The sequence below is a fragment of the Citrobacter braakii genome (genome assembly GCF_002075345.1).
Classification (GTDB): Bacteria; Pseudomonadota; Gammaproteobacteria; order Enterobacterales; family Enterobacteriaceae; genus Citrobacter; species Citrobacter braakii.
The window spans coordinates 196,848-220,850 of sequence record NZ_NAEW01000002.1; the positions used below are offsets into that span (position 1 = coordinate 196,848).

Annotated in this window: 27 protein-coding genes; 18 read left to right on the forward strand and 9 right to left on the reverse strand. The window is 52.9% G+C overall.

The annotated features are described in order from the left end of the window. Positions 1 to 12: 12 nt before the first annotated feature. The 17 genes from pduE (at position 13) to BZK42_RS05520 (ending at position 13,309) form a co-directional block, all read left to right on the forward strand. Positions 13 to 531 (forward strand): propanediol dehydratase small subunit PduE, encoded by a 519-nt coding sequence (pduE, locus tag BZK42_RS05440; RefSeq protein ID WP_049040279.1) that lies wholly within the window; start codon positions 13 to 15, stop codon positions 529 to 531. A gap of 15 nt (positions 532 to 546) precedes the next feature. After that, entirely contained in the window at positions 547 to 2,379 is a 1,833-nt protein-coding gene (locus BZK42_RS05445; protein WP_016153530.1) for a diol dehydratase reactivase subunit alpha, read from the forward strand. Beyond that, positions 2,369 to 2,719: a glycerol dehydratase reactivase beta/small subunit family protein gene (locus BZK42_RS05450; RefSeq protein ID WP_016156873.1), complete on the forward strand. Its 351-nt coding sequence runs from the start codon at positions 2,369 to 2,371 to the stop codon at positions 2,717 to 2,719. Before BZK42_RS05445 ends, BZK42_RS05450 begins: the two co-directional genes overlap by 11 nt. 19 nt (positions 2,720 to 2,738) lie before the next feature. Further along, positions 2,739 to 3,014, forward strand: coding sequence for a propanediol utilization microcompartment protein PduJ (gene pduJ, locus BZK42_RS05455; protein ID WP_001057752.1), 276 nt, complete (start codon positions 2,739 to 2,741; stop codon positions 3,012 to 3,014). A gap of 24 nt (positions 3,015 to 3,038) precedes the next feature. Beyond that, complete coding sequence (locus BZK42_RS05460; RefSeq protein ID WP_053389622.1) at positions 3,039 to 3,515, forward strand: BMC domain-containing protein; 477 nt, start codon at positions 3,039 to 3,041, stop codon at positions 3,513 to 3,515. Beyond that, positions 3,515 to 4,147: a phosphate propanoyltransferase gene (locus BZK42_RS05465; protein WP_053389621.1), complete on the forward strand. Its 633-nt coding sequence runs from the start codon at positions 3,515 to 3,517 to the stop codon at positions 4,145 to 4,147. Before BZK42_RS05460 ends, BZK42_RS05465 begins: the two co-directional genes overlap by 1 nt. Further along, a complete protein-coding gene (pduM, locus tag BZK42_RS05470) occupies positions 4,144 to 4,635 on the forward strand; it encodes a microcompartment protein PduM (RefSeq protein ID WP_049040282.1) in 492 nt (163 codons plus the stop codon). Before BZK42_RS05465 ends, pduM begins: the two co-directional genes overlap by 4 nt. A gap of 3 nt (positions 4,636 to 4,638) precedes the next feature. Continuing rightward, positions 4,639 to 4,914 carry a EutN/CcmL family microcompartment protein gene (locus tag BZK42_RS05475; protein WP_003030211.1) on the forward strand — a complete coding sequence of 92 codons (276 nt, stop codon included), beginning with the start codon at positions 4,639 to 4,641 and terminating at the stop codon, positions 4,912 to 4,914. 8 nt (positions 4,915 to 4,922) lie between these two features. Continuing rightward, the gene (gene pduO / locus BZK42_RS05480; protein WP_053389620.1) at positions 4,923 to 5,930 is read left to right on the forward strand and encodes a two-domain cob(I)yrinic acid a,c-diamide adenosyltransferase PduO; all 1,008 of its coding nucleotides are present in this window, start codon (positions 4,923 to 4,925) and stop codon (positions 5,928 to 5,930) included. Beyond that, complete coding sequence (pduP, locus tag BZK42_RS05485) at positions 5,927 to 7,312, forward strand: CoA-acylating propionaldehyde dehydrogenase PduP (RefSeq protein WP_047357934.1); 1,386 nt, start codon at positions 5,927 to 5,929, stop codon at positions 7,310 to 7,312. Before pduO ends, pduP begins: the two co-directional genes overlap by 4 nt. Positions 7,313 to 7,322: 10 nt before the next feature. Next, positions 7,323 to 8,435 (forward strand): 1-propanol dehydrogenase PduQ, encoded by a 1,113-nt coding sequence (locus tag BZK42_RS05490; RefSeq protein WP_047357933.1) that lies wholly within the window; start codon positions 7,323 to 7,325, stop codon positions 8,433 to 8,435. Beyond that, a complete protein-coding gene (gene pduS / locus BZK42_RS05495) occupies positions 8,432 to 9,787 on the forward strand; it encodes a cobalamin reductase PduS (protein WP_080858873.1) in 1,356 nt (451 codons plus the stop codon). Before BZK42_RS05490 ends, pduS begins: the two co-directional genes overlap by 4 nt. Positions 9,788 to 9,789: 2 nt before the next feature. Continuing rightward, positions 9,790 to 10,344: a propanediol utilization microcompartment protein PduT gene (gene pduT / locus BZK42_RS05500; RefSeq protein ID WP_003030201.1), complete on the forward strand. Its 555-nt coding sequence runs from the start codon at positions 9,790 to 9,792 to the stop codon at positions 10,342 to 10,344. Next, positions 10,344 to 10,694, forward strand: a complete 351-nt coding sequence (gene pduU, locus BZK42_RS05505) for a propanediol utilization microcompartment protein PduU (RefSeq protein WP_016156881.1) — start codon at positions 10,344 to 10,346, stop codon at positions 10,692 to 10,694. The genes pduT and pduU overlap by 1 nt, the downstream gene beginning before the upstream one ends. 4 nt (positions 10,695 to 10,698) lie before the next feature. Then, entirely contained in the window at positions 10,699 to 11,151 is a 453-nt protein-coding gene (pduV, locus tag BZK42_RS05510; RefSeq protein WP_049270742.1) for a propanediol utilization protein PduV, read from the forward strand. Next, on the forward strand, positions 11,136 to 12,350 hold the full coding sequence (locus BZK42_RS05515; RefSeq protein WP_016156883.1) for an acetate/propionate family kinase: 1,215 nt from the start codon (positions 11,136 to 11,138) through the stop codon (positions 12,348 to 12,350). Before pduV ends, BZK42_RS05515 begins: the two co-directional genes overlap by 16 nt. A 92-nt stretch (positions 12,351 to 12,442) precedes the next feature. Then, a complete protein-coding gene (locus tag BZK42_RS05520) occupies positions 12,443 to 13,309 on the forward strand; it encodes a GHMP family kinase ATP-binding protein (protein WP_046275680.1) in 867 nt (288 codons plus the stop codon). Between the two features lie 40 nt (positions 13,310 to 13,349). Here BZK42_RS05520 and BZK42_RS05525 read toward each other — a convergent pair whose 3' ends face one another. The 7 genes from BZK42_RS05525 to phsA all read right to left on the reverse strand — a co-directional run bounded on the left by BZK42_RS05525 (position 13,350) and on the right by phsA (position 20,601). Further along, complete coding sequence (locus BZK42_RS05525; RefSeq protein WP_003834176.1) at positions 13,350 to 13,685, reverse strand: DUF496 family protein; 336 nt, start codon at positions 13,683 to 13,685, stop codon at positions 13,350 to 13,352. A 238-nt stretch (positions 13,686 to 13,923) separates the two neighbouring features. Further along, a complete protein-coding gene (locus BZK42_RS05530; protein WP_016156885.1) occupies positions 13,924 to 14,982 on the reverse strand; it encodes an FUSC family protein in 1,059 nt (352 codons plus the stop codon). A gap of 86 nt (positions 14,983 to 15,068) precedes the next feature. Beyond that, positions 15,069 to 15,536, reverse strand: a complete 468-nt coding sequence (gene sbmC / locus BZK42_RS05535; protein WP_080858874.1) for a DNA gyrase inhibitor SbmC — start codon at positions 15,534 to 15,536, stop codon at positions 15,069 to 15,071. A 123-nt stretch (positions 15,537 to 15,659) separates the two neighbouring features. Further along, positions 15,660 to 16,832, reverse strand: coding sequence for a serine-type D-Ala-D-Ala carboxypeptidase DacD (dacD, locus tag BZK42_RS05540; RefSeq protein ID WP_032931656.1), 1,173 nt, complete (start codon positions 16,830 to 16,832; stop codon positions 15,660 to 15,662). 138 nt (positions 16,833 to 16,970) lie between these two features. After that, positions 16,971 to 17,738, reverse strand: coding sequence for a thiosulfate reductase cytochrome B subunit (gene phsC, locus BZK42_RS05545; protein WP_019077107.1), 768 nt, complete (start codon positions 17,736 to 17,738; stop codon positions 16,971 to 16,973). Next, positions 17,735 to 18,313, reverse strand: a complete 579-nt coding sequence (gene phsB, locus BZK42_RS05550; RefSeq protein WP_016153548.1) for a thiosulfate reductase electron transport protein PhsB — start codon at positions 18,311 to 18,313, stop codon at positions 17,735 to 17,737. Before phsB ends, phsC begins: the two co-directional genes overlap by 4 nt. A gap of 14 nt (positions 18,314 to 18,327) precedes the next feature. After that, positions 18,328 to 20,601 carry a thiosulfate reductase PhsA gene (phsA, locus tag BZK42_RS05555; protein ID WP_080858875.1) on the reverse strand — a complete coding sequence of 758 codons (2,274 nt, stop codon included), beginning with the start codon at positions 20,599 to 20,601 and terminating at the stop codon, positions 18,328 to 18,330. A gap of 397 nt (positions 20,602 to 20,998) precedes the next feature. On the opposite strand from phsA, the gene sbcB reads away from it, so the two are divergent. After that, a complete protein-coding gene (sbcB, locus tag BZK42_RS05560) occupies positions 20,999 to 22,423 on the forward strand; it encodes an exodeoxyribonuclease I (RefSeq protein WP_016156890.1) in 1,425 nt (474 codons plus the stop codon). 60 nt (positions 22,424 to 22,483) lie between these two features. On the opposite strand, the gene plaP is transcribed toward sbcB, so the two are convergent. Together plaP and yoeI are read right to left on the reverse strand one after the other, a co-directional pair. After that, the gene (gene plaP, locus BZK42_RS05565) at positions 22,484 to 23,845 is read right to left on the reverse strand and encodes a putrescine/proton symporter PlaP (RefSeq protein WP_016153551.1); all 1,362 of its coding nucleotides are present in this window, start codon (positions 23,843 to 23,845) and stop codon (positions 22,484 to 22,486) included. Continuing rightward, positions 23,835 to 23,897, reverse strand: coding sequence for a membrane protein YoeI (gene yoeI / locus BZK42_RS29645; protein WP_099045591.1), 63 nt, complete (start codon positions 23,895 to 23,897; stop codon positions 23,835 to 23,837). Before yoeI ends, plaP begins: the two co-directional genes overlap by 11 nt. Between the last annotated feature and the right edge of the window lie 106 nt (positions 23,898 to 24,003).

The window sequence follows — 24,003 nt, forward strand, 5'->3', positions numbered from 1 at the left end:
AAGGATAACTCCATGAATACCGACGCAATTGAATCGATGGTTCGGGATGTGCTGAGCCGGATGAACAGCCTGCAAGGCGAGCCCGCGACGCCGGTCGCGGCGAGTTCATCAGCACATACCGCGAAAGTCACGGATTACCCTCTCGCGAATAAACATCCTGAGTGGGTAAAAACCGCAACCAACAAAACTCTGGATGACTTCACGCTCGAAAATGTTCTGAGCAACAAAGTGACGGCGCAGGACATGCGCATCACCCCTGAAACGCTGCGCCTTCAGGCGGAAATCGCCAAAGATGCCGGACGTGACAGACTGGCGATGAACTTCGAGCGTGCAGCTGAGCTAACCGCTGTACCTGACGATCGCATTCTTGAGATCTACAACGCGCTGCGCCCATACCGCTCAACGAAAGACGAGCTGATGGCTATCGCTGACGATCTCGAAAATCGTTATCAGGCAAAGATCTGTGCAGCTTTCGTTCGTGAAGCGGCAGCGCTGTACGTTGAGCGTAAAAAACTCAAAGGCGACGACTAACTCAGGGACAGGATCATGCGATATATAGCTGGCATTGACATAGGCAACTCATCAACGGAAGTCGCTCTGGCTACCCTCGATGAGTCTGGCGCACTGAGCATCACCGGCAGCGCGCTGGCAGAAACCACCGGAATTAAAGGCACATTACGTAATGTGTTTGGTATTCAGGAGGCACTTTCGCTGGCAGCAAAAAATGCCGGTATCAATGTCAGCGATATTTCGCTCATCCGTATCAACGAAGCCACCCCGGTCATTGGTGACGTCGCGATGGAAACGATAACCGAAACCATCATCACTGAATCCACCATGATCGGCCATAACCCTAAAACGCCGGGCGGCGTCGGATTAGGCGTTGGCGTCACTATTACGCCGGAAGACCTGCTCAGCCGTCCGGCGGATACGCCCTATATTCTGGTGGTTTCATCGGCCTTTGATTTCGCCGATGTCGCCACGATGATTAATGCCTCCGTCCGCGCCGGATACAAGTTAACTGGCGTTATTTTGCAGCAGGACGATGGCGTATTGGTCAGTAATCGTCTGACTCATCCCTTGCCTATCGTCGATGAAGTCCTTCATATCGACCGCATCCCGTTAGGTATGCTGGCTGCCATTGAGGTCGCAATTCCAGGAAAAGTCATTGAAACGCTTTCTAACCCTTACGGGATTGCGACCGTTTTTGGCCTCAACGCCGACGAGACTAAAAACATTGTCCCGATGGCGCGGGCGCTGATCGGCAACCGTTCTGCCGTGGTTGTGAAAACACCGTCAGGTGATGTGAAAGCACGAGCCATTCCTGCCGGAAATCTGGAGCTACAGTCACAGGGTCGTACCGTACGGGTCGACGTTGCAGCGGGCGCTGAAGCGATTATGAAAGCGGTTGGTGAATGCCCGAAACTGGATAACGTCACCGGAGAGGCTGGCACCAATATTGGCGGCATGCTGGAGCATGTGCGCCAGACAATGGCTGAATTAACTAACAAACCCAGCCACGAAATTTTTATTCAGGACCTGCTGGCAGTCGATACCTCGGTTCCCGTCAGCGTGACCGGCGGGCTAGCCGGTGAGTTCTCGCTGGAACAAGCTGTCGGCATTGCTTCCATGGTGAAATCAGACCGCCTGCAAATGGCGATGATTGCTCAGGAAATCACGCAAAAGCTCAACATTGACGTCCAGGTTGGCGGCGCCGAAGCCGAAGCTGCCATTCTGGGGGCCTTAACCACCCCCGGCACGACGCGGCCACTGGCTATTCTGGACCTCGGTGCAGGATCGACCGATGCCTCCATCATCAACCCGAAAGGCGAAATTATTGCCACGCACCTGGCGGGTGCGGGCGATATGGTCACGATGATTATTGCCCGTGAACTGGGGCTGGAAGACCGTTATCTCGCTGAAGAGATCAAAAAGTACCCGCTGGCGAAAGTCGAGAGCTTGTTCCATCTTCGCCACGAAGATGGCAGCGTCCAGTTCTTCCCTACACCTCTCCCACCAACGGTTTTTGCCCGCGTATGCGTAGTAAAACCCGATGAACTGGTGCCACTGCCAGGCGAACTGGCGCTGGAGAAAGTCCGGGCCATTCGCCGCAGCGCTAAGGAACGCGTTTTCGTCACCAACGCACTCAGAGCGCTACGTCAGGTGAGTCCGACCGGGAACATTCGGGATATTCCCTTTGTGGTGCTGGTTGGCGGCTCATCCCTGGACTTTGAAGTTCCGCAACTGGTCACCGATGCGCTGGCACACTATCGCCTGGTTGCAGGGCGCGGCAACATTCGAGGCACCGAAGGTCCGCGCAACGCGGTCGCGACAGGGCTGATTCTCTCCTGGTACAAGGCATTCGCTCATGGAAAGTAATCTCACCACGCCAGCCATCGTTATCTTCGCCACTGCTGGATGCACTGACGTCTGGAGTGATGTGCTGCTGGGTATTGAAGAAGAAGGGATCCCCTTTGTGATTCAGGAGAGCCCGTCAACTGACGTTATCCACAACGCATGGCTGGCGGCTTGCCAATCGCCACTGCTGGTTGGCATTGGCTGCAGTCGCGAAAAACTGGTCGTGCACTATAAAAACTTACCCACATCAGCGCCACTATTTACGCTGACGTATCAACAAGATAACCATGCCCGACGCAGCATTGGTAATAACGCTGCGCGGCTGGTTAAAGGCATTCCGTTTCGGGAATGCCACTCATAACCCACAGGAGAAAAGCAGTATGAATAACGCACTGGGACTGGTTGAAACAAAAGGGCTTGTCGGCGCTATTGAAGCCGCTGATGCCATGGTGAAATCCGCAAACGTGCAGTTGGTTGGTTACGAAAAAATCGGCTCAGGCCTTATCACCGTTATGGTTCGCGGCGATGTCGGCGCAGTGAAAGCTGCCGTAGATGCAGGAAGCGCTGCAGCAAGCGCCGTTGGCGAGGTGAAATCCTGCCACGTTATCCCGCGTCCGCACAGCGACGTTGAAGCCATTTTACCTAAATCCGCATAAGTCGTTGCAACCAAGGAGCACAGCGTGAAGCAATCACTGGGATTACTTGAAGTTAGTGGTCTGGCATTAGCCATCAGTTGCGCGGACGTCATGGCGAAAGCCGCCTCCATCACGCTGGTGGGCCTCGAAAAAACCAACGGTTCAGGCTGGATGGTGATCAAGATAATCGGGGATGTGGCCTCCGTCCAGGCGGCCATTTCCACCGGTGTCAGTTTCGCTGACCAGCGAGATGGACTGGTGGCTCACAAAGTCATATCCAGACCAGGGGATGGCATTCTGTCACATAGCATCACCCCGGAGTCTGAGTCTGAGTCTGAGCCAGCGCCCGCTCCGACACCGGTCGTACCACATGAAGAGATCCCTGAGGACCATGCAGCGCCCGAAGCGCCACAAGATGCAGAGTTGATTAGCTGCAATCTGTGTCTTGACCCTGCCTGCCCCCGTCAAAAGGGCGAGCCGCGCTCTCTTTGTCTGCACTCAGGCAAACGAGGTGAAGCGTGATGGATAAACAGCAACTGGAGACAACGGTCACCAAAGTTCTGGATGAAATGCGTGAGCGCCCTATTCCGCTAGGGATCTCTAATCGTCATATTCATCTATGCGCTGAAGATTACGACCGCTTGTTTCCCAATCACCCTATTAGTGAGAAAAAAGAGCTGCTGCAGCCCGGACAATATGCAGCAGACCAGACCGTCACGCTGGTGGGACCAAAAGGTCAGTTAAAAAATGTGCGCTTACTCGGCCCACTGCGTAACACCAGTCAGGTCGAAATTTCTCGTACCGACGCTCGTACGTTGGGAATTGCTGCTCCACTCCGGATGTCAGGCAGTATCGAGGGCACGCCAGGCGTTCGCCTTATCAGTCCATTTGCTGAACTGGACTTAGCATCCGGGGTAATCGTCGCCCAACGCCATATCCATATGTCGCCGCTCGATGCCCTAATCCTGCGCGTTTCCCATGGCGATAAAGTCTCTGTTGCCATTAATGGCGATGAACGTCGACTGATTTTCGATAACGTCGCCGTACGCGTTTCGCCGGATATGCGCCTTGAGATGCATATCGATACCGACGAAGCCAATGCTGCGGGCGCAGATAATCCGCAGGCATTTGCCACACTGGTGAGCCCACGATGAACAACGAACTGCTGCAACGCATTATCGAGGAGGTTGTTTCCCGATTAAAAAAACGCGCGGAAAGCACGCTCTCGCTTAGCGTCGCGCAGTTACGAGAAATCGAACCACGGACATTGTGCTGCCAGTACTCGTCGCTCCACCTCCTGCAGGCGGACCTGCCATTGCTGGAGCAAATTGCCGAGGGCTGCGCGGACAACATGTCGGTGGTAACGATCCACGAAGCGCTGGCATGCGGAGTCCGCGTGAAAATTTCACTACAACACCGATTGTTACCCGCAATCCCCGTTAGAAAACTCGCGCGTCTGCCTCTGGAGTTCAGTGACGAGCTGGGGCGAATCATCGTTTTGCATCCTGACAAACTTCTCAGCTATGCCGACGTCGCCCAACTGAAGGGGGGCGTTCTGGTGCTACGTCGTCGATGTGTCGTGACGGCTCTGGCTCAGGACGCCGTCGGTACGCGAAATGTCCAATTAATTAAGCAGGAGTGAGCTATGCATCTGGCACGGGTTACAGGCGTTGTGGTTTCCACGCAAAAATCCCCATCACTGGTGGGGAAGAAACTGTTGCTGGTACGTCGGGTGAGTGCGGACGGAGAACTTCCCGCGTCCCCTGTGAGTGGAGATGAAGTCGCGGTTGATTCTGTCGGCGCTGGAACTGGAGAACTGGTATTACTCAGCAGTGGCTCCAGCGCCAGACACGTTTTTTCCGGCCCTAATGAGGCCATCGATCTGGCTATCGTCGGCATTGTCGACACGCTTTCTCGTTAGGAGGAACTATGGCGATTTATACCCGCACTGGCGATGCCGGCACAACGGCCCTCTTTACCGGGCAACGCGTGAGCAAAACGCACCCGCGCGTCGAGGCTTACGGTACGCTGGACGAACTTAATGCGGCGCTTAGCCTGTGTGTTTGCGCAGCGAAAAACCCGCAGCACCGCCAGTTACTCGAAAACATTCAACTGCAGCTTTTTTGGTTCAGCGCCGAGCTGGCAAGCGAAAGCGAACAGCCAGCGCCAGAGCAGCGCTACATCAGCTCAGAAGAAATTGCCGCGCTGGAAGCCGCCATCGATACCGCGATGCGGAGAGTGCCCCCCCTACGCAGCTTTATTTTACCTGGCCGCAGCGAAGCCGCCAGCCGTCTGCACTTTGCCCGCACGCTGGCCCGCCGCGCAGAGAGGCGACTGGTCGAACTCTCCACCGAGATTTCCGTCAGACACGTGCTGATGCGTTATATCAATCGCCTCTCCGACTGCTTATATGCGCTTGCACGAGCAGAAGATCATGACGCCCATCAAAACAACATTATTCAGAAAGTGGCGGAGCGTTATCTCGCAGCCATCCGTACATCAGCCACCAGGGAGCCGGCTATGTCTCTGTCTTTTCAGGAACTCCACCAACTCACTCGCGCTGCGGTAACGAGAGCAGAAGAACTTCAGGTTCCGGTCGTCATCAGCATTGTTGATGCGAATGGGACCCAAACGGTGACCTGGCGCATGCCTGACGCATTACTCGTCAGTAGCGAACTGGCACCGAAAAAAGCCTGGACCGCCGTGGCAATGAAAACCGCCACGCATGAGCTGACATCGGCAGTGCAGCCAGGCGCCGCGCTTTACGGTCTGGAAAGCCATATGCAGGGAAAAGTCGTCACCTTCGGTGGCGGGTACGCATTATGGCGTGAGGGGTTACTCCTTGGGGGTCTTGGCATCAGCGGGGGAAGCGTTGAGCAGGATATGGACATTGCAGAAACGGCCATTGCGGCAATTAACGTGAGAACACATCAATGAACACTTCAGAACTTGAAACCCTTATTCGTAACATTTTGAGTGAGCAACTTGCCCCGGCAAAAGCAGAAGTTAAGGGTAATGGAATTTTTCCGTCCGTTAGCGAAGCGATCGATGCCGCTCATCAGGCTTTTCTGCGTTATCAGCAATGTCCATTGAAAACCCGCAGCGCCATCATTAACGCCCTGCGAGAAGAGCTGACGCCTCACCTTGCTTCATTGGCTGCTGAAAGCGCTGCCGAAACGGGAATGGGCAACAAAGAGGATAAGTTCCTTAAAAATAAAGCTGCGTTGGATAATACCCCGGGTATCGAAGATCTCACCACTACGGCGCTTACCGGTGACGGCGGCATGGTGTTATTCGAGTATTCACCCTTTGGCGTGATTGGTTCCGTCGCCCCCAGCACCAACCCGACGGAAACCATTATTAACAACAGCATCAGTATGCTGGCTGCGGGAAATAGCGTTTATTTTAGCCCACATCCAGGTGCAAAAGCGGTCTCACTGAAGCTGATTACCATGATTGAAGATATTGCTTTTCGCTGCTGCGGGATTCGGAATCTTGTCGTCACGGTCACAGAACCCACTTTTGAGGCTACCCAGCAGATGATGGCGCACCCTAAAATCGCAGTTCTGGCGATTACCGGTGGTCCAGGCATTGTTGCTATGGGCATGAAAAGCGGGAAAAAAGTCATTGGCGCAGGCGCAGGCAATCCTCCCTGCATTGTTGATGAAACAGCCGACCTGGTTAAGGCGGCGGAAGATATCATCAATGGCGCATCCTTTGATTACAACCTCCCCTGCATTGCTGAGAAGAGCCTCATTGTTGTTGATGCCGTTGCCGAACGACTGGTTCAACAAATGCAGTCTTTTGGCGCGATGCGACTCAATAGCGAAGAGGTAGACAAACTGCGCGCAGTTTGTCTACCAGAAGGAATAGCCAATAAACAACTGGTAGGGAAAAGCCCGGCAACCTTACTGGAAGCCGCGGGAATACCGGTTCCGGCAAAAGCACCTCGATTACTGATAGGTATCGTCAAGGCTGACGACCCATGGGTTACCAGCGAGCAACTGATGCCAATGCTCCCCATCGTAACGGTGAGCGATTTTGACAGCGCGTTAACGTTGGCCCTGAAGGTTGAAGAGGGATTGCATCACACCGCCATTATGCATTCGCAAAATGTGTCACGTCTGAACCTTGCCGCGCGCACGCTTCAGACCTCCATTTTTGTGAAAAATGGCCCCTCTTATGCTGGGATTGGCGTTGGTGGTGAAGGCTTTACCACCTTCACCATCGCAACGCCGACCGGCGAAGGAACGACATCTGCGCGCACTTTCGCACGCTCTCGTCGTTGCGTGCTGACAAACGGTTTTTCTATTCGCTAATGGGGCCGTTATGAAAAGCTTTTCACTGCAAACTCGATTGTACAGCGGCCAGGGAAGCCTGGATGTGCTTAAGCGCTTCACGAATAAGCATATCTGGATTATCTGCGATGGTTTTCTCGCGCGTTCTCCCCTGATTGAAAAGCTGCGCGACGCGCTGCCAGCGGATAACCGCATCAGCATTTTCAGCGATATCACCCCCGATCCCACCATTAACACGGTAGTACAAGGGATTGCGCAAATGCAGTCCCTACGACCGGACGTCGTAATTGGTTTTGGCGGTGGCTCTGCACTGGACGCCGCAAAAGCCATCGTCTGGTTCAGCCGACAGTTCGGTATTGAGATTGAAACCTGCGTTGCAATTCCCACCACCAGCGGCACGGGATCGGAGGTGACCAGCGCCTGCGTGATTAGCGATCCGGATAAAGGCATTAAGTATCCATTATTTAATAAGGCGCTTTATCCGGACATGGCCATCCTTGATCCGACGCTGGTCGTCAGCGTTCCACCAGCCATAACAGCGAATACCGGCATGGACGTATTAACGCATGCGCTGGAGGCTTACGTGTCCACGAAAGCCAGCGACTTCACCGATGCGCTGGCTGAAAAAGCGGCACAAATTGTCTTCCAGTACCTGCCTGTCGCCGTCAGCAAAGGCGACTGCCTGGCAACCAGAGGAAAAATGCACAACGCGTCAACGCTCGCGGGAATGGCATTCAGTCAGGCTGGTCTGGGTATCAATCATGCGATTGCCCATCAGTTGGGCGGCCAGTTTCATCTGCCCCACGGACTTGCCAATGCGCTGCTGCTGACCCATGTCATTCATTTTAATGCCCGCGATCCGCGGGCTGCGAAGCGCTATGCCCGTTTCGCTAAAGCCTGCCACCTATGCCCGGATAACGCGAACGATACGGCGGCACTGAATGCGCTAATTCGTCATATAGAGCTACTCAAAAAACAGTGTGCGTTACCTTCTTTTGCTGACGCGCTTAAAGACGGAAAGCAAGCCTGGTCACAACGTATACCGTCGATGGTTCAGGCCGCGCTGGCTGATGTCACGCTGCAAACCAATCCTCGTGTTGCCGACGCCAGCGCCATGCAGGAACTGCTTGAGGAATTATTATGAAGACAGCCATGACGGCAGAGTCCACGCTTTATGATGCGCAGACAATTCGCGAACGCGTTCGCGCAGCGGGTGTTGTCGGGGCCGGAGGCGCAGGCTTTCCTGCTCACGTAAAATTACAGGCGCAGGTCGATACGTTTCTGGTCAATGCGGCAGAATGTGAACCGATGCTGAAAGTTGACCAGCAATTGATGGCCGTTCAGGCTGAGCGACTTATCCGTGGCGTTCAATATGCCATGACGGCTACCCGGGCCAGGGCCGGTATTATTGCGCTCAAAGAGAAATATCAAAAGGCTATCAATGCGTTAACGCCCCTTCTGCCTGCCGGGATCCGCTTACATATTTTGCCTGATGTCTACCCGGCTGGTGACGAGGTTTTGACCATCTGGATGGCAACGGGCCGGAGAGTTCCGCCTGCCGCGCTGCCGGTCAGCGTCGGCGTGGTGGTCAATAACGTCCAGACTGTACTCAACATCGCCAGAGCCGTTGAGCAGCAATATCCGGTTACGCGCCGTACCCTGACCGTTAACGGCGCGGTCGCCAGACCAATCACTCTTACCGTCCCTATCGGAATGTCTTTACGTGAGGTTCTGGCACTGGCCGGTGGTGCTACCGTTGACGATCCCGGTTTTATTAACGGTGGTCCGATGATGGGCGGCCTGATTACCTCACTGGATACCCCAGTCAGCAAGACCACCGGGGGACTGTTGGTTTTACCAAAGTCTCATGCGTTGATTCAGCGGCGGATGCAGGATGAACGCACCGTGCTTTCCGTCGCAAAAACCGTTTGCGAGCAGTGTCGTTTGTGTACGGATTTGTGCCCAAGGCATTTGATCGGCCATGAATTATCGCCGCACCTGCTGGTTCGCGCGGTTAATTATCAGCAGGCGGCCACACCGCAGTTACTGCTCACAGCCCTGACCTGTTCAGAATGCAATGTATGTGAAAGCGTAGCCTGTCCGGTTGGGATTTCACCGATGCGAATTAACCGCATGCTTAAACGCGAGCTACGGGCGCTCAACCATCGTTATGAAGGGCCGTTAAATCCTGAGGATGAAATGGCGAAGTATCGGCTTATTCCGGTGAAGCGCCTTATTACCAAACTGGGCCTTAGCGACTGGTATCACGATGCGCCACTGACTGAGACTGATTATCCCACGGATAAAACGACGCTGTTGCTACGCCAGCATATTGGTGCCAGCGCCATCCCATGTGTACTGCAGGGCGAACACGTTGTTCGCGGTCAATGCGTTGCCGATGTGCCGTCCGGTGCATTAGGCGCACCTGTCCACGCCAGTATTGACGGTATTGTCAGCGAAATTACTGAGCAATCCATCACGGTAATAAGAGGTTAATCATGTCTCAGGCTATAGGGATTTTAGAACTCACCAGCATTGCCAAAGGAATGGAAGCGGGCGATGCCATGTTAAAAAGCGCGAATGTGAATTTACTTGTCAGCAAGACCATCTGCCCGGGTAAATTTCTGCTCATGCTCGGTGGTGACGTAGGCGCAGTACAACAGGCGATCGCCACCGGAACTTCTCTTGCTGGCGATATGCTCGTTGATAGTCTGGTACTACCCAACATTCACGCCAGCGTACTTCCTGCGATCAGTGGACTTAACAGCGTGGATAAGCGTCAGGCCGTGGGCATTGTTGAAACATGGAGCGTTGCGGCCTGCATCTGCGCCGCCGACCGTGCGGTTAAAGCCTCCAATGTCACGCTGGTACGCGTCCATATGGCATTTGGTATCGGTGGCAAGTGCTACATGGTTGTCGCTGGCGATGTGTCTGATGTGAATAACGCAGTCACAGTTGCCAGTGAAAGTGCGGGTGAAAAAGGCCTGTTGGTTTACCGTTCGGTCATCCCTCGTCCGCATGAAAGCATGTGGCGACAGATGGTGGAGGGATAATGGAAAGACAACCCACCACGGATCGCATGATTCAGGAATATGTTCCTGGCAAGCAGGTTACGCTGGCGCATCTTATCGCTAATCCGGGTAAAGATTTGTTCAAGAAACTGGGATTACCAGAATCGGTTTCCGCAATCGGTATTCTGACGATTACCCCCAGCGAAGCCTCAATCATCGCCTGTGATATCGCCACGAAATCCGGGGCGGTAGAGATTGGTTTTCTCGACCGTTTTACCGGCGCTGTGGTACTGACGGGCGATGTTTCCGCCGTTGAGTACGCGCTGAAACAGGTAACCCGGACGTTGGGCGAAATGATGCGTTTTACCGCCTGTCCCATCACCCGGACATAATCTCATGAAACGCATAATGCTAATTGGCCCCAGCCAGTGCGGTAAAACGTCACTCACGCAGTGCATGCGGGGAGAGGCGCTTCACTATCAGAAGACCCAGGCCATTGTCTGGTCTCCCACAACGATAGACACACCGGGTGAATATCTCGAAAACCGCTGCCTGTACAGCGCGCTGCTGGCCAGCGCCTGTGAAGCAGACATCATCGCGCTGGTTCTCAATGCTGACGCGCCGTGGTCACCTTTTTCTCCAGGTTTTACTGGCCCGATGAACCGACCCGTTATCGGCCTCGTCACCAAAGCCGATTTAGCCAGCCCGCAGCGTATTTCTCTCGTGGAGAGTTGGTTAGTTCAGGCTGGCGCGCAAAAAGTATTTGTCACCAGCGCGCTGGAGAATACCGGGGTCGATGAGATGTTCATTTTTCTGAATGCAAAGGAACCTTCATGTCTCACAAAATAATGGCCATTAATGCAGGTAGTTCCTCGCTTAAGTTTCAGCTTCTGGCGATGCCGCAGGGTGAAATGATTTGCCAGGGACTGATCGAGCGTATCGGTATGTCTGATGCGCAGGTCACCCTAAAAGCACCAGCGCAAAAATGGCAGGAGACTTTGCCCGTAGCCGATCACCGTGAAGCAGTAACGCTGCTACTGGAAAAACTGCTCAGCCACAATATTATCAGCAGTCTGGAAGAGATCGACGGCGTTGGCCATCGCGTCGCACACGGTGGAGAATCCTTCAAAGATTCCGCGCGGGTAACTGATGAAACACTGGCGGAAATCGAACGCCTTGCGGAACTGGCACCGCTTCATAACCCGGTTAATGCGTTGGGGATTGCGGTATTTCGCCAGCTACTGCCGAAAACGCCGGCCGTTGCGGTTTTTGACACGGCTTTTCATCAGACCCTTGATGAGCCTTCTTTCATCTATCCCCTGCCCTGGCGCTACTATTCAGAGCTGGGTATTCGTCGTTATGGTTTTCATGGTACCAGCCACAAGTATGTCAGCGCTCAGCTTGCTGAAAAGCTGGGCGTGCCGCTCAGCGCCCTGCGGGTTGTTTGTTGTCATCTGGGCAACGGCAGCAGCATCTGCGCTATCAAAGGCGGACACTCGGTGAATACCTCCATGGGTTTTACGCCGCAGTCTGGCGTAATGATGGGCACGCGAAGTGGCGATATTGATCCATCCATTCTGCCGTGGATTGCCCTGCGTGAAGGCAAAACCCCGCAGCAGCTCAACCAATTGCTCAACAATGAGTCCGGATTACTCGGAGTTTCTGGTGTTTCACCCGACTACCGGGATGTTGAACATGCCGCAGATACGGGCAATCACCAGGCAGCACTGGCATTGACGCTTTTTGCCGAGCGGATTCGCGCCACTATTGGCAGCTATATTATGCAGATGGGCGGTCTGGATGCGCTGGTGTTTACCGGGGGAATTGGTGAAAATTCAGCGCGTGCTCGCGCCGCGATTTGCCACAACCTGAATTTCTTAGGTCTGGCCGTTGATGAAGAAAAAAATCAGCGTAACGCCACCTTTATTCAAACGGAAAATGCGGTGGTTAAAGTGGCGGTGATTAATACCAATGAAGAGCTGATGATAGCCCAGGACGTTATGCGTTTAGCGATATCAGAAACTGTGACATTGGGCATTCCCGCCTGATATTGCCGCACCGCAAATTGCGGCAAATCATGGTAATAGCGCGATCGCCATGACACTATGCGCCGAGGATTGCTGAACACAAAGGTGAAGACGTGGCTGTTGCGCAATGTCCCGCATCGTGCGGAGAACTTATCCAGGGCTGGATTCTGGGCAGTGAGAAACTGGTCTCCTGCCCGGTCGAATGGTATAGCACCGTTGAGGTCACTTCAGGCTCACCGCTGACAGATGAACGTCCACTTTCTCGGGCAATGGTTGACAGGTTATTACAGCACTGGCAGTACCCGGCGCATCTCAGTCAGGATATCCGGATAGATGTTCAGTCAACCATTCCCATCGCGAAAGGAATGGCCAGCAGCACTGCGGATATTGCCGCCACGGCCATCGCCGCAGCGCATTATCTGGGTCATCAACTGGACGAGCCAACACTGGCACAGCTTTGCGTTTCTCTGGAGCCAACCGACAGCACCGTTTTTCGTAAGCTAACCCTTTTCGATCATAACAACGCTTCCACGCAAATTGGTTGTGAAGCTCAGCCTCAACTCGATCTGCTGGTTCTCGAAAGCCCTGAAACATTGCGTACCGCGGATTATCACCGTATTCCACGTCATTCCGGCTTGCAGGCGGGAGCTGCGGCCCTCCAACGGGCATGGGAAAAAGTACAGGAAGCCTGTATTAGCCAAAATCCTTACCGGTTGGGAGAAGCGGCTACGCTTAGCGCAATCGCCAGCCAATTGCTGTTACCAAAACCGGATTTTGATTCACTATTAGCACTGGTGGAAGAATGTGATTTATACGGCGTCAACGTCGCGCACAGCGGCAGCGTAGTCGGACTGATGCTGGACAGAAATCGTCATGATGTGGATTACATTAAATGGATGCTGACGCAGAAAAAACTTACGATTCACTGGCCAGAACAGCATTTGTTACGCATGGTAACGGGCGGGGTCGAACTGCAATAAGGGTCGCCGCACGGCAGCGACCCGGACAAGCATAAAATCGTTACTCGGCTTTCGCTTCGCCGTTTTTCACTTCGCCCATGGCTTTCAGCTTTTTAGAGATATCGCGGCGTTCTTTAGAGATCTCGGCGTTTTTGATGATGTAGTCATCAACACGATCTTCATAATCGCTTTTCATGCTGGCAATGATGCCCTGAATCGCTTCCACGCTCATACCTGGCTTGATGTAGTCGCTCAGGTTGTCCAACAGCAGAACGCGTTTCTGGTTGTCACGGATCTTTTTCTCAACGTCCTGGATTTCACGTTGCAGTTTGTTTTTACGACGGAACAGACGAACAAATTCCAGCACGTCCTGGAAAGAAGGCTTGGTAGTTTCCATTTTTACACCCCTGATAATGTGAGATTCGGATTCGTTAAAACAACGGCTAAAGTGGGTCAACATTACTTTCATGCCCGCCATACTTCAAGTTGCATCTGCATCGACAATGCATGGTTGAAACCTGAGTTATCGAGGGTAAAGCCATTGCAGTTACCAATGGTTTTAGCCTTTTTCAGTATCATACCTCTAATCTTTGCTGAATCGAAGCAGCAGTAGAACCAATCCCCTCATCTGCTCTTTATTTGCGCAGTGCGCGACAGATTAAATGTGAAAGTAACTCGAGTTGTCGAGCCATCTCCATGTTCAACCAAACGTAGCCGTGAATGGGCGTTTCTGCGACATTATCGCCTTTATGCTCAGCAATAAGCTGACGCAGCTCTGCCACGGTGTCATTGAGCTTTTCCGTATTGGCAAGCACCGGCTGCGGATTACCTTCATACAAGGCGTGGGTTATTGTCAGTAGTGCCTGCTGGGTCCTGAGCTGAGTTTCACGCAGCGTATGCGCATTCAACATGACAAAGTGGCTGGTACGGCTGGCCCACAGCGCATTAATTTGCAGCTCGAGCATGCAGACCAGATTGCGATTCACCGTCTGAATAGCCTCAAAGATCGACTTTTGAATGCGGGTTTCCTTGCTGGCAGGAGCGATGAGCCCACGCATTTTGACAACGTCGCTCAACAGTTGTTGTAAATGCTTCTCCAGCCGCGGTTGCTCGAGCAGATTGGGGGATAGCGCGGCCTGATACACCCGATTGTACCCCGTGACGCAATGCGCCAGTTGGATACGCCAGTGTATAAATGCTCGCTGCGGCCAGATGCCGGTAAACAGCATCGCCAGTAACGACCCCAGAATAACATCACCACCGCGCCATAACGCGGTATTCATATCTCCGGCAGGCGCACCCACGACCACGGCAAGCGTTATGCCAATCAGTAGCGCCTGATACGGCCTTTTCCCCAGCGCCAGCCAGCCGCAGAGAAACATCGCTACCGCGCACCATATCAGCATTAACGGCAGCGAGAAGAGTTCCAGACGCAGGGCAACCAGTCCCAGGACCGAGCCCAGGATCGTGCCGCCTATACGTTCAAAGGCCCTGGGAACAACGTTACCCCAAAAAGATATTGGCCCCATGATCACCACCAGCGTGATCAGAGGCCATGTACCTTCGGGAATGTTTAACAGGCGTACCAACAGAAAAGTAAGGAGAAACGCCAGCGCAATGCGAATACCATGCACCACACGATAATGACGATACAAACGAATTTCAAAAGGACTCAGCGATTTGTCTGCACGCACTCATGCACTCCGTCAGGGAATAGCAAAGAAGCGAATTGTACCTGTTTTTAGCGTGAAAAGATCATCCTGATTTACACCCCAAACAGTTACTTCGTCTGCACTGGCACGTACATTTCAATGTCCCAGTAACCGTCCTCCATGCCATTGTTCATATAAACTTCAAAGCAGGGTTTAGCGGCTATCGTATAAGTTGTATCCTGCAACAGGCGCTCGAAGAACTGATACCAAGGCGTCGCAAAATCGTGATTCTCAACGCGCGCAACGGCGACAGCATAGTCGCCACCCGCCAGTTCGGTGAGGATCACCCCTTCGCTGTTTTCCGGGATTTCAAAACCTTCAGGCACAGAAACCACGGTATCACAGCGCAATTTTTCCGCAGGAACAACATCAGGGTTGTCGTAATAAACAGCAATCCATTCCAACGGCACAATCTGTTTACCGTCGACCCACTTCATTAATTGCTCAAACCCCTGCTTCACCGTTTGTTCCCACGGTCCAACCATATGGAAACCGGCAATCATGCGTTTTTCGACCTGCTTTATCTCGTACTCCATACAACCTCCACTGTTACACTGTATTTATATACAGTGTAATTTCTGGCTATGTCGGCCACAAGGAAATAGTGATTATTATGTGAGCAGATTCGCACTCTTGCCAGTCAGACGCATCAGGAAAAACTACGCCTTGTGGTGGAAATAGTCGCTCAGGCGCGAGAAAACGCCGCCTTCGCCGACGGATTCCAGCGTAACCAGAGGCCAATGCGCCACCAGCTTATCCCGATCGTAGAGTTCAATTTCCCCCACACGTTGATGTGCAGCGATGGGAGCAACCAGCTCTTTCTTATCAAGGACATATTTTGCTTTGATGTTAGGGACTTCTGCTTTAGGCAGGGCCATCCAGAAATCCTGCTCGGTTCCGAGGCTGATTTTTTCTTTATCGCCATACCAGATCCGTTCAGTGCCAACCTGCTTACCGCTACGCAAAACCTGCACTGTATCGAAGTTGTGTTGCCCCCATTGCAGCAGTTTACGCGCCTGATCTTCGCGCCCTTTCGCACTCTCCGCACCCATCACCACTGCAATCAGACGGCGCTGACCATCGACGGCGGAAGCAATCAGGTTAAACCCGGCACCGGACGTATGCCCTGTCTTCAGGCCATCAACGTTCATGGTTTTATCCCACAACAAGCCGTTACGGTTTTGCTGTGTGATGCCGTTCCAGGTAAGGCTTTTCTCACTGTACATATGGTAGAAATCCGGTTCCCCGTGGATGATAGCGCGAGACAACACGGCCAGGTCGTACGCCGAGCTATGCTGACCCGGCGCATCCAGACCATGTACCGTTTCAAAATGGGTGTCCTGCAGGTTCAGTTTTTGCGCATAGTTGTTCATCATCGCGACAAACTGCGGCTGCCCTCCGGCGATGTAATCCGCCAGTGCCACGCAGGCATCATTACCGGAATCAACAATTAACCCACGGCTGAGGTCACGTACCGAAACGCGATCCCCTTCTTTCAGGAACATCAAGGATGAACCGACAAATACCGGATTATCTTTTGCCCATGCATCGCGCCCGACGGTCACAATATCTGTCGGACTAATACGCTTGCTGTCAATTGCGCGATCGACAACATAGCCAGTCATCAGTTTCGTCAGGCTGGCAGGATTGCGCTGCTGGTGTTCATTACCGGCTGTCAGGATTTGGCCCGTGGTGTAATCCATTAACACCCATGCCCCGGCAGTAATCGCAGGAGGTTGTGGGGCGAAGCTCACGGCATCGCTCGCCCAGGCGGGCGAAAAACTCATCGTTAATAGTGAAGCGGCAATAAACAAACGGCGTTTCAACAGCATGTCCTCAGGAAAGGGAGAAATAGCCGTTCTTTTTACGGAAGTTCTGTCGAACAAACATGGATAAATTGCAAGAAAATGTGACATAAAGCACATTTTCTTGCTATCAGGAAAGGGTTTCAGAGACAAATCTCGCCGGAACTACCCTTTACGCGGCGCGGTCTCTGCGTGATGACTGCGATGGCGGTGATAACCATCGATCATACTGCGAAAAATTTGTCCTGGCGTGTCACCCAGCGTGCACAGGTAAATATGCGCGCAGATGAACAGTAAGCCCACAATCGCTAACGCCATATGCAGCACCAGCATCACCGGCCCCGCCCCTACCACCTGCGGGTAGAGACATAGCAACCCGGTGATGATCAGTAGTGGAACCAGTGCGTACATGATGGCCAGGTAGGCCAGCTGTTGCAGCGGGTTAAATTTGTCCTCTGCCGTTGCGGCAAACGGGTGCGGCTCACCTTTCATAATGCCATACAGATAAAAGCGTGTTTGCAGCAGGCAGCGTGATATCAACCCGCTAAATTTCACGCGATAATGGCAGCCGTTGCCGCTGGTTGCGTTTATTAACACAAAGCCAATCCAGAAGGCCAGCAATGCGAAGCCACACCAGGTATGTACCTGCACCATTAAGGCCACCGGTCCGACAGAAAAGTGGCCAAACAGGCCGCTCAGCAGAAGCAGGATAAAGAGCAGCGCATTACCCCAGTGCCAGCGGCGGACCGCCAGCGAATAGAGGTAGTCCCGATGCTCTTCCCCGGTTGCCGTTTTGGGCGCCAGCATCCGACGTAACAGCGCGTGCGTTACCAGGCCCGCAATCATCAGCACAATAATAACGCCTGCATAAATGAGCCACAGCGGCCAGTAGTCCGGCGCATAGTGAAGCTCTGCTCCCCAGATAGAATTCATACATTACCCTCCTGATGGATCTCTTTACGCCGATAGACACTTACCGGGCCGCTACGCGTATCTTGCTGGCGATAAACCTCTTTTTGATTAATCCAGTGCTGAATTTCCGGGTCATCGCGACGTCCAAACTTCAGCGCATCCGTCGGACAAACGGAAACGCAGGCTGGCGATTGTCCGACCTCCAGGCGAGTATCGGCGCAGAAGTTACATTTGTCGGCAATCCCCGTTTGTGGGTTGAGGTAGCGGACATGGAACGGGCAAGCGGCAACGCAGTAGTCACAACCAATACAGCGAGACTTATCCACTTGCACAATGCCATTTTCGTCACGAAATGAAGCGCCGGTAGGACAGACGCTGACGCACGGCGCATCTTCACAATGCTGACAGGAAACGCGAACAAACTGGAAGTGGGACAGCACCTCAGGTTCATGTTCGGGTGAACGGATCTGCACTTGTAGGCGACTAAATCCCTCCGGCACGTCATTCAGTACCTTGCAGGCAACCGTACACGCCTGACAGCCAATACAGCGTTTCTCGTCATGCAGCATGACATAAGGGTTTGTTGATTGATTCATGATGTTCTCCTTTCTCATGCCCGACGAAGCGTGACGCCAGCGGTGTGCACCACCGTACCGGAAACCGGACTGGTAACATGCGGAAGCAAATTACCGCAGTGAATACCGTGCGTCGTCGCCGCGGTTTTAGCTCCCGCCTTGGCGCCAAATCCCATATAAACGAACAGCGTATCGGGTCGTATTCCGGCAGTAACCAGCGCTTTGCCTTTTTCCTTACCGGTCGCATTTTCCAGCCAAATCTCATCGCCGTTTTTGATGCCTTTTTCACGGGCCGTTTGCGGGTGGATCCACACCGCGTTATCCCACATCAGCTCACTCAGCAGTGGTACATATTGCGTCGCGCCGTTGGTATGCACCGCAACTTTTCCCTGAATAAAATAGAGTTCATTGTCGCCTTTGAGGGCAAAATTGCGGGCGCGCGGAATACCGTAGCCAGGCAAAAGTACTTCCAGCTCTTCAGAGTAGAGTTCAATTTTTCCAGACGGGGATTTAAAGCGCAGTTGCTCGCCATAGGTACCGTCGCCGTCAACCGCCACCGCGCCCGGATAACGCGCCACAAACTGACGCACTGCTTCAGGTTCCCGCAGCAGCAGCGGAATCCCCCACTCCCGATATCCTTTCTGACGCAGTTCAGCGGAAAGCGCATGATCGCCATTAAGCTGGTACAGCTGCCGTGTCTGCATATCCTGCCAGGGGTAGAACTGCCCAAGGCCTAACTGCACGGCCAGCTCTTTCCAGATTTGCCAGCTCGGACGCGCATCCCCAATCGGCTCTACAACCTGCTGGCGCAGGGCATAGGCCGGATTCAGGCCCGACATGTCAGAGACTTCTTCATCACGTTCAAGGTAGGTGCATTCGGGTAACAGATAATCGGCATATGCCGCGCTTTCGCTTAAATAGACATCGCAACTGACCACCAGATCGAGTTGTTCGACGGTTTTGACCAGATCAGGCCGACAGGTCACGGTTTGGAAAGGATTGTGGCGGGACATGATCCATCCCTTCACCGGATACGGCGTCTGGTTTAACACGGCATCGATGATGCTTTGCACCACGCCGCCGCCCGCCGCGATGTACTTGAATTGTGGGGCAACCAAATCGATGCGCTGCGCCGTTGGCTTGGGCAATTTGGCATCAGGTTTTGCCAGCACCGGAGCGACCTTCTCTCCGGCCAGCTTATTGTAGGTCGCCGCGGCTTTTTTCTGGTACAAGCCCCCTTCACGCTCAATATTTCCCAGCAGCGCATTGAGGGTGAAAATCATACGCCGCATATCAATTTCTTCTTGCGAAAACGTCGCGCGATGGCCTGGGCTGACGATAGCATGAGGCGCACAGGCGGCCATTTCGCGGGTGACCCGAACAATGACATCAGCAGGCACATCAGCCTGCTTTTGCGCCCATTCCGGCGTGGTCTCTTGTACCGCTTCTGCCAGTTGGTCAAACCCTGTGGTGTAGCGCGCAACGAAGTCCGCGTCATACAGATGTTCATTAATCATGACGTGACACATGGCCATTAACACCGGCAAGTCGCCGCCCGGCTTGAGCGCATGCCATTCATCCGCCTTGCTGGAGAAGACTGACAAACGGGGATCGAAGCTGACCATTTTTGCGCCCTTTTCCTGCGCGGTCATCAGTTCATGCGTTTCGGCAACCTCAATACCTTCATAGAGATTGTGGCCAAAAGAGACCATATAACGGGTATTGGCGATATCCATAGCCAAATCGCCGCCCATCATCACTTTGGCGGCAATCGATTTTCCGGCAGGGCATGTCGAGGCATGCGTAAAGGTGTTTGGCGATCCAAACGCCGTTGCCAGCTGAAATAAATGACCCGAAAGCGAACCGGATTTGGAAGAGAATACGACCCCCTGAGGACCATGCTGCGCTTTTATTGCCATCATTTTTTCGGCAATTTCTTTGTAAGCCTGTTCCCAACTAATAACCTGCCATTCTCCGCTGCCGCGAGGCCCTGTGCGTTTCATGGGTTTGACAATACGGTGCGGGTCGTTGACCAGGCTAACACCACTGCCTCCGCGCGCGCAGACACGCGTGCCTTGTTGAGGCGCATTAGGGTTCCCCTGAATAAAAACCGTCTTGTTATTAATTACCTGTGCCTGTATTGGGCAACGATAAGAACACATTTCGCACAAGCTTGGCGTCAGGGATGTTTTCCCCTTAATGCTCTCTGGAGAATTTCGCGCCAGTGCGCCAGGCGGAAAACTGCCTATCGCGCAGGCCGAGCAACCGATACCCACTCCTCGCAAAAAATTACGCCGACTAATGCTCATATAACCTCCTGTTATTAGATATATCCAATTATTATATGGTGTTTAAATTATTAATTTTTAACCTCACTCACATTTCATTAGAATATAGAGCAGCTAACCGCCAAAATAAAAACCCATTGTTTATAAAAGAATTTTAAAATTTCCAGAACACAACAAATCAGCACCAAATAACAATAATGGTTCTCATTTATATTATTTATCAGCTCATAGATTTCAGATAATTTATTCCAGTAATTTCCCTTAACAGTGCAAAATTTATTAATCAATTCTATTAAAGCCTGTTCATCTCAATTTTATTGCGTACATCATTCAGCATTGATAATCGCTTTGCTGATTACCTCGCTATTTTTTGGTATTCTTGGACGAGCGCTAAATTGATCCCGGACATAACTGAACAATGAATGACGGCAAGCAGCAACCTGGTTTTCTCTTTCACGATTACGAGACCTTTGGTACCCATCCGGCGCTGGACAGACCCGCGCAATTTGCGGCTATCCGCACAGATAGCGATTTCAACATCATCGGTGAACCTGAAGTCTTTTATTGCAAACCCGCAGACGACTATCTGCCGCAGCCTGAGGCGGTGCTGATAACCGGTATCACACCGCAGGAAGCGCGTGAAAAAGGAGAAAATGAAGCCGCCTTTGCTGCGCGCATCCACGCCCTGTTCACCGTGCCGAAAACCTGTATCCTGGGCTATAACAACGTGCGCTTCGATGATGAAGTAACGCGCAACATCCTGTATCGCAATTTCTACGATCCCTATGCCTGGAGCTGGCAGAACGATAATTCACGCTGGGATCTGCTGGATGTGATGCGCGCCTGCTATGCCTTGCGTCCTGAAGGAATTAACTGGCCGGAAAACGACGACGGCTTACCCAGCTTTCGCCTGGAGCATTTGACCAAAGCCAACGGTATTGAACATGCCAATGCCCACGATGCGATGGCCGACGTATACGCCACAATTGCGATGGCGCAATTAGTGAAGTCGCGCCAGCCGCGCCTGTTTGATTATCTCTACAGCCATCGCAATAAGCACAAGCTGGCCGCACTGATTGATGTCCCGCAAATGAAGCCGCTGGTCCATGTTTCGGGGATGTTCGGCGCATGGCGCGGCAACACCAGTTGGGTGGCGCCATTAGCCTGGCATCCTGAGAATCGCAACGCGGTGATTATGGTCGACTTAGCCGGTGATATTTCACCGCTGCTCGAACTGGACAGCGACGCGCTGCGTGAGCGGCTCTACACTGCTAAAGCTGATCTGGGAGATAACCCAGCCGTGCCGGTTAAACTGGTGCACATCAACAAATGCCCGGTACTGGCACAGGCGAATACCTTGCGCCCGGAAGATGCCGATCGCCTTGGCATTAACCGCCAGCATTGTCTGGATAATCTCAAAATACTGCGCGAAAACCCGCAGGTTCGCGACAAAGTGGTGGCCATCTTCGCCGATGCGGAACCCTTTACGCCATCAGATAACGTAGACGCACAGTTGTACAATGGTTTTTTCAGCGATGCCGATCGTGCCGCGATGAAAATCGTTCTGGAAACTGAGCCGCGCAATTTACCGGCGCTGGATATCTCCTTTGTCGATAAGCGCATTGAAAAGCTGCTGTTTAACTACCGCGCACGTAACTTCCCCGGAACGCTGGATGAAGCCGAACAGCAGCGCTGGCTGGACCATCGTCGTCAAATATTCACGCCGGAGTTTTTGCAAAATTACGCCAATGAATTGCAGATGCTGAGCCAGCAATATGCAGATAACAAAGGGAAACTGATGCTGCTGAAGTCACTCTGGCAGTATGCGCAAGAGATTGTATAACTCCCACGTATAAAAAAACCGGAGAACATGTCTCCGGTTTTTTTTATCTAAATACAGTTATTACGCGATATCTTCGTCGTACTGTGGCACCGGGTTACGGAAGCTTTTGGTCACGCAAGCCAGGTAAATCAGACCAATAGCGGCCCAGATCAGACCCAGAACCATTGAGCTCTCTTCCAGGTTCACCCACAGCGCACCAACGGTCAGCGCACCGCACATTGGCAGGAACAGATACTGGAAGTGGTCTTTCAGCGTCTTGTTACGCTTCTCACGGATCCAGAACTGGGAGATCACCGACAGGTTAACGAAGGTAAACGCCACCAGCGCACCGAAGTTAATCAGCGCCGTCGCCATCACCAGGTCGAAGTTAATTGCCAGCAGAGCAATCGCACCAACCAGAATGATGTTCATGGACGGAGTACGCCATTTCGGGTGGACATAACCGAAGAAACTTTTCGGGAACACACCGTCACGCCCCATCACATACATCAGACGCGCTACGCCTGCATGCGCCGCCATACCTGACGCCAGTACGGTAATGGTAGAGAAAATCAGCGCGCCGACCTGGAAGAACTTACCAGCGACATACAGCATGATTTCCGGCTGCGAAGCGTCCGGATCCTTGAAGCGTGAGATATCCGGGAAGTACAGCTGCAACAGATAGGTGGAGACGATAAAGATCAGGCCACCAATCAGCGCGGTCAGGAAAATCGCCCGCGGGATCACACGTTCAGCGTCTTTGGTTTCTTCAGACAGGTTGCTGATACCGTCAAAACCGGTGAACGAGAAGCACAGGATAGTCGCTCCCGTGATCATCGGGATCACATGCGCATCACCTGACCAGAACGGACGGCTGCTCGCCAGCGTACCGGCACCTTCCCCTTCGAACACGCCATAAACGACCATGCCGAGGATCACTGCAATCAGCACCACCTGCAACAACACGATGACGGTGTTGAAATTCGCAACAGATTTCAGGCTGCGCAGGTTAAAGGCGGTCATAAAGGCCACCAGCGCCACCACGAATATCCATGACGGTATCGACGGCACCAGAGCTTCAAAATAAATTTTCGCCAACAGAATGTTGATCATCGGTGCGAACAGGTAGTCCAGCAGTGACGACCAACCCACCATAAAGCCAACGGTCGGGCTAATGGATTTCTGGGCGTAAGTGTAGGCAGAGCCTGCAGACGGATAGCGACGCACCAGTTTACCGTAGCTCAGTGCGGTAAAGAGGATGGCGATCAGTGCAAAGGCGTAAGCTGTCGGGACGTGACCATCGGTCATTCCTGATACGATACCGAATGTATCGAACAGCGTCATCGGCTGCATATAGGCAAGGCCCATCATGACAACCGGAACCAGCGTAAGCGTTTTACGTAATTCCACGCGAGAGGTGTTTGGAGTAGCGTTATGCGACATGGTTATCCCCCATTACGGCGAAAACCGTCGCGTAAGCAAAAAATTGCCCCATTTTTTGTTAATCCTCAGCGACAACAACTGTCGATTTTTAAGTAAGTATCTATCCGGTACGAAGCCCGGCCTCTTTTATGAATGATTGGTTTGATGCAAAAAAATAA

Coding starts and splice junctions, on each gene's coding strand:
- sbcB (WP_016156890.1), top strand. CDS start 20,999: ATGAATGACGGCAAGCAGCAACCTGGTTTTCTCTTTCACGATTACGAG.
- pduT (WP_003030201.1), top strand. CDS start 9,790: ATGTCTCAGGCTATAGGGATTTTAGAACTCACCAGCATTGCCAAAGGA.
- BZK42_RS05445 (WP_016153530.1), top strand. CDS start 547: ATGCGATATATAGCTGGCATTGACATAGGCAACTCATCAACGGAAGTC.
- pduJ (WP_001057752.1), top strand. CDS start 2,739: ATGAATAACGCACTGGGACTGGTTGAAACAAAAGGGCTTGTCGGCGCT.
- pduO (WP_053389620.1), top strand. CDS start 4,923: ATGGCGATTTATACCCGCACTGGCGATGCCGGCACAACGGCCCTCTTT.
- dacD (WP_032931656.1), bottom strand. CDS start 16,832: ATGCTGTTGAAACGCCGTTTGTTTATTGCCGCTTCACTATTAACGATG.
- pduP (WP_047357934.1), top strand. CDS start 5,927: ATGAACACTTCAGAACTTGAAACCCTTATTCGTAACATTTTGAGTGAG.
- pduU (WP_016156881.1), top strand. CDS start 10,344: ATGGAAAGACAACCCACCACGGATCGCATGATTCAGGAATATGTTCCT.
- plaP (WP_016153551.1), bottom strand. CDS start 23,845: ATGTCGCATAACGCTACTCCAAACACCTCTCGCGTGGAATTACGTAAA.
- pduV (WP_049270742.1), top strand. CDS start 10,699: ATGAAACGCATAATGCTAATTGGCCCCAGCCAGTGCGGTAAAACGTCA.
- BZK42_RS05475 (WP_003030211.1), top strand. CDS start 4,639: ATGCATCTGGCACGGGTTACAGGCGTTGTGGTTTCCACGCAAAAATCC.
- BZK42_RS05465 (WP_053389621.1), top strand. CDS start 3,515: ATGGATAAACAGCAACTGGAGACAACGGTCACCAAAGTTCTGGATGAA.
- BZK42_RS05515 (WP_016156883.1), top strand. CDS start 11,136: ATGTCTCACAAAATAATGGCCATTAATGCAGGTAGTTCCTCGCTTAAG.
- BZK42_RS05525 (WP_003834176.1), bottom strand. CDS start 13,685: ATGGAAACTACCAAGCCTTCTTTCCAGGACGTGCTGGAATTTGTTCGT.
- BZK42_RS05450 (WP_016156873.1), top strand. CDS start 2,369: ATGGAAAGTAATCTCACCACGCCAGCCATCGTTATCTTCGCCACTGCT.
- phsA (WP_080858875.1), bottom strand. CDS start 20,601: ATGAGCATTAGTCGGCGTAATTTTTTGCGAGGAGTGGGTATCGGTTGC.
- phsC (WP_019077107.1), bottom strand. CDS start 17,738: ATGAATTCTATCTGGGGAGCAGAGCTTCACTATGCGCCGGACTACTGG.
- pduS (WP_080858873.1), top strand. CDS start 8,432: ATGAAGACAGCCATGACGGCAGAGTCCACGCTTTATGATGCGCAGACA.
- sbmC (WP_080858874.1), bottom strand. CDS start 15,536: ATGGAGTACGAGATAAAGCAGGTCGAAAAACGCATGATTGCCGGTTTC.
- BZK42_RS05490 (WP_047357933.1), top strand. CDS start 7,323: ATGAAAAGCTTTTCACTGCAAACTCGATTGTACAGCGGCCAGGGAAGC.
- phsB (WP_016153548.1), bottom strand. CDS start 18,313: ATGAATCAATCAACAAACCCTTATGTCATGCTGCATGACGAGAAACGC.
- pduE (WP_049040279.1), top strand. CDS start 13: ATGAATACCGACGCAATTGAATCGATGGTTCGGGATGTGCTGAGCCGG.
- pduM (WP_049040282.1), top strand. CDS start 4,144: ATGAACAACGAACTGCTGCAACGCATTATCGAGGAGGTTGTTTCCCGA.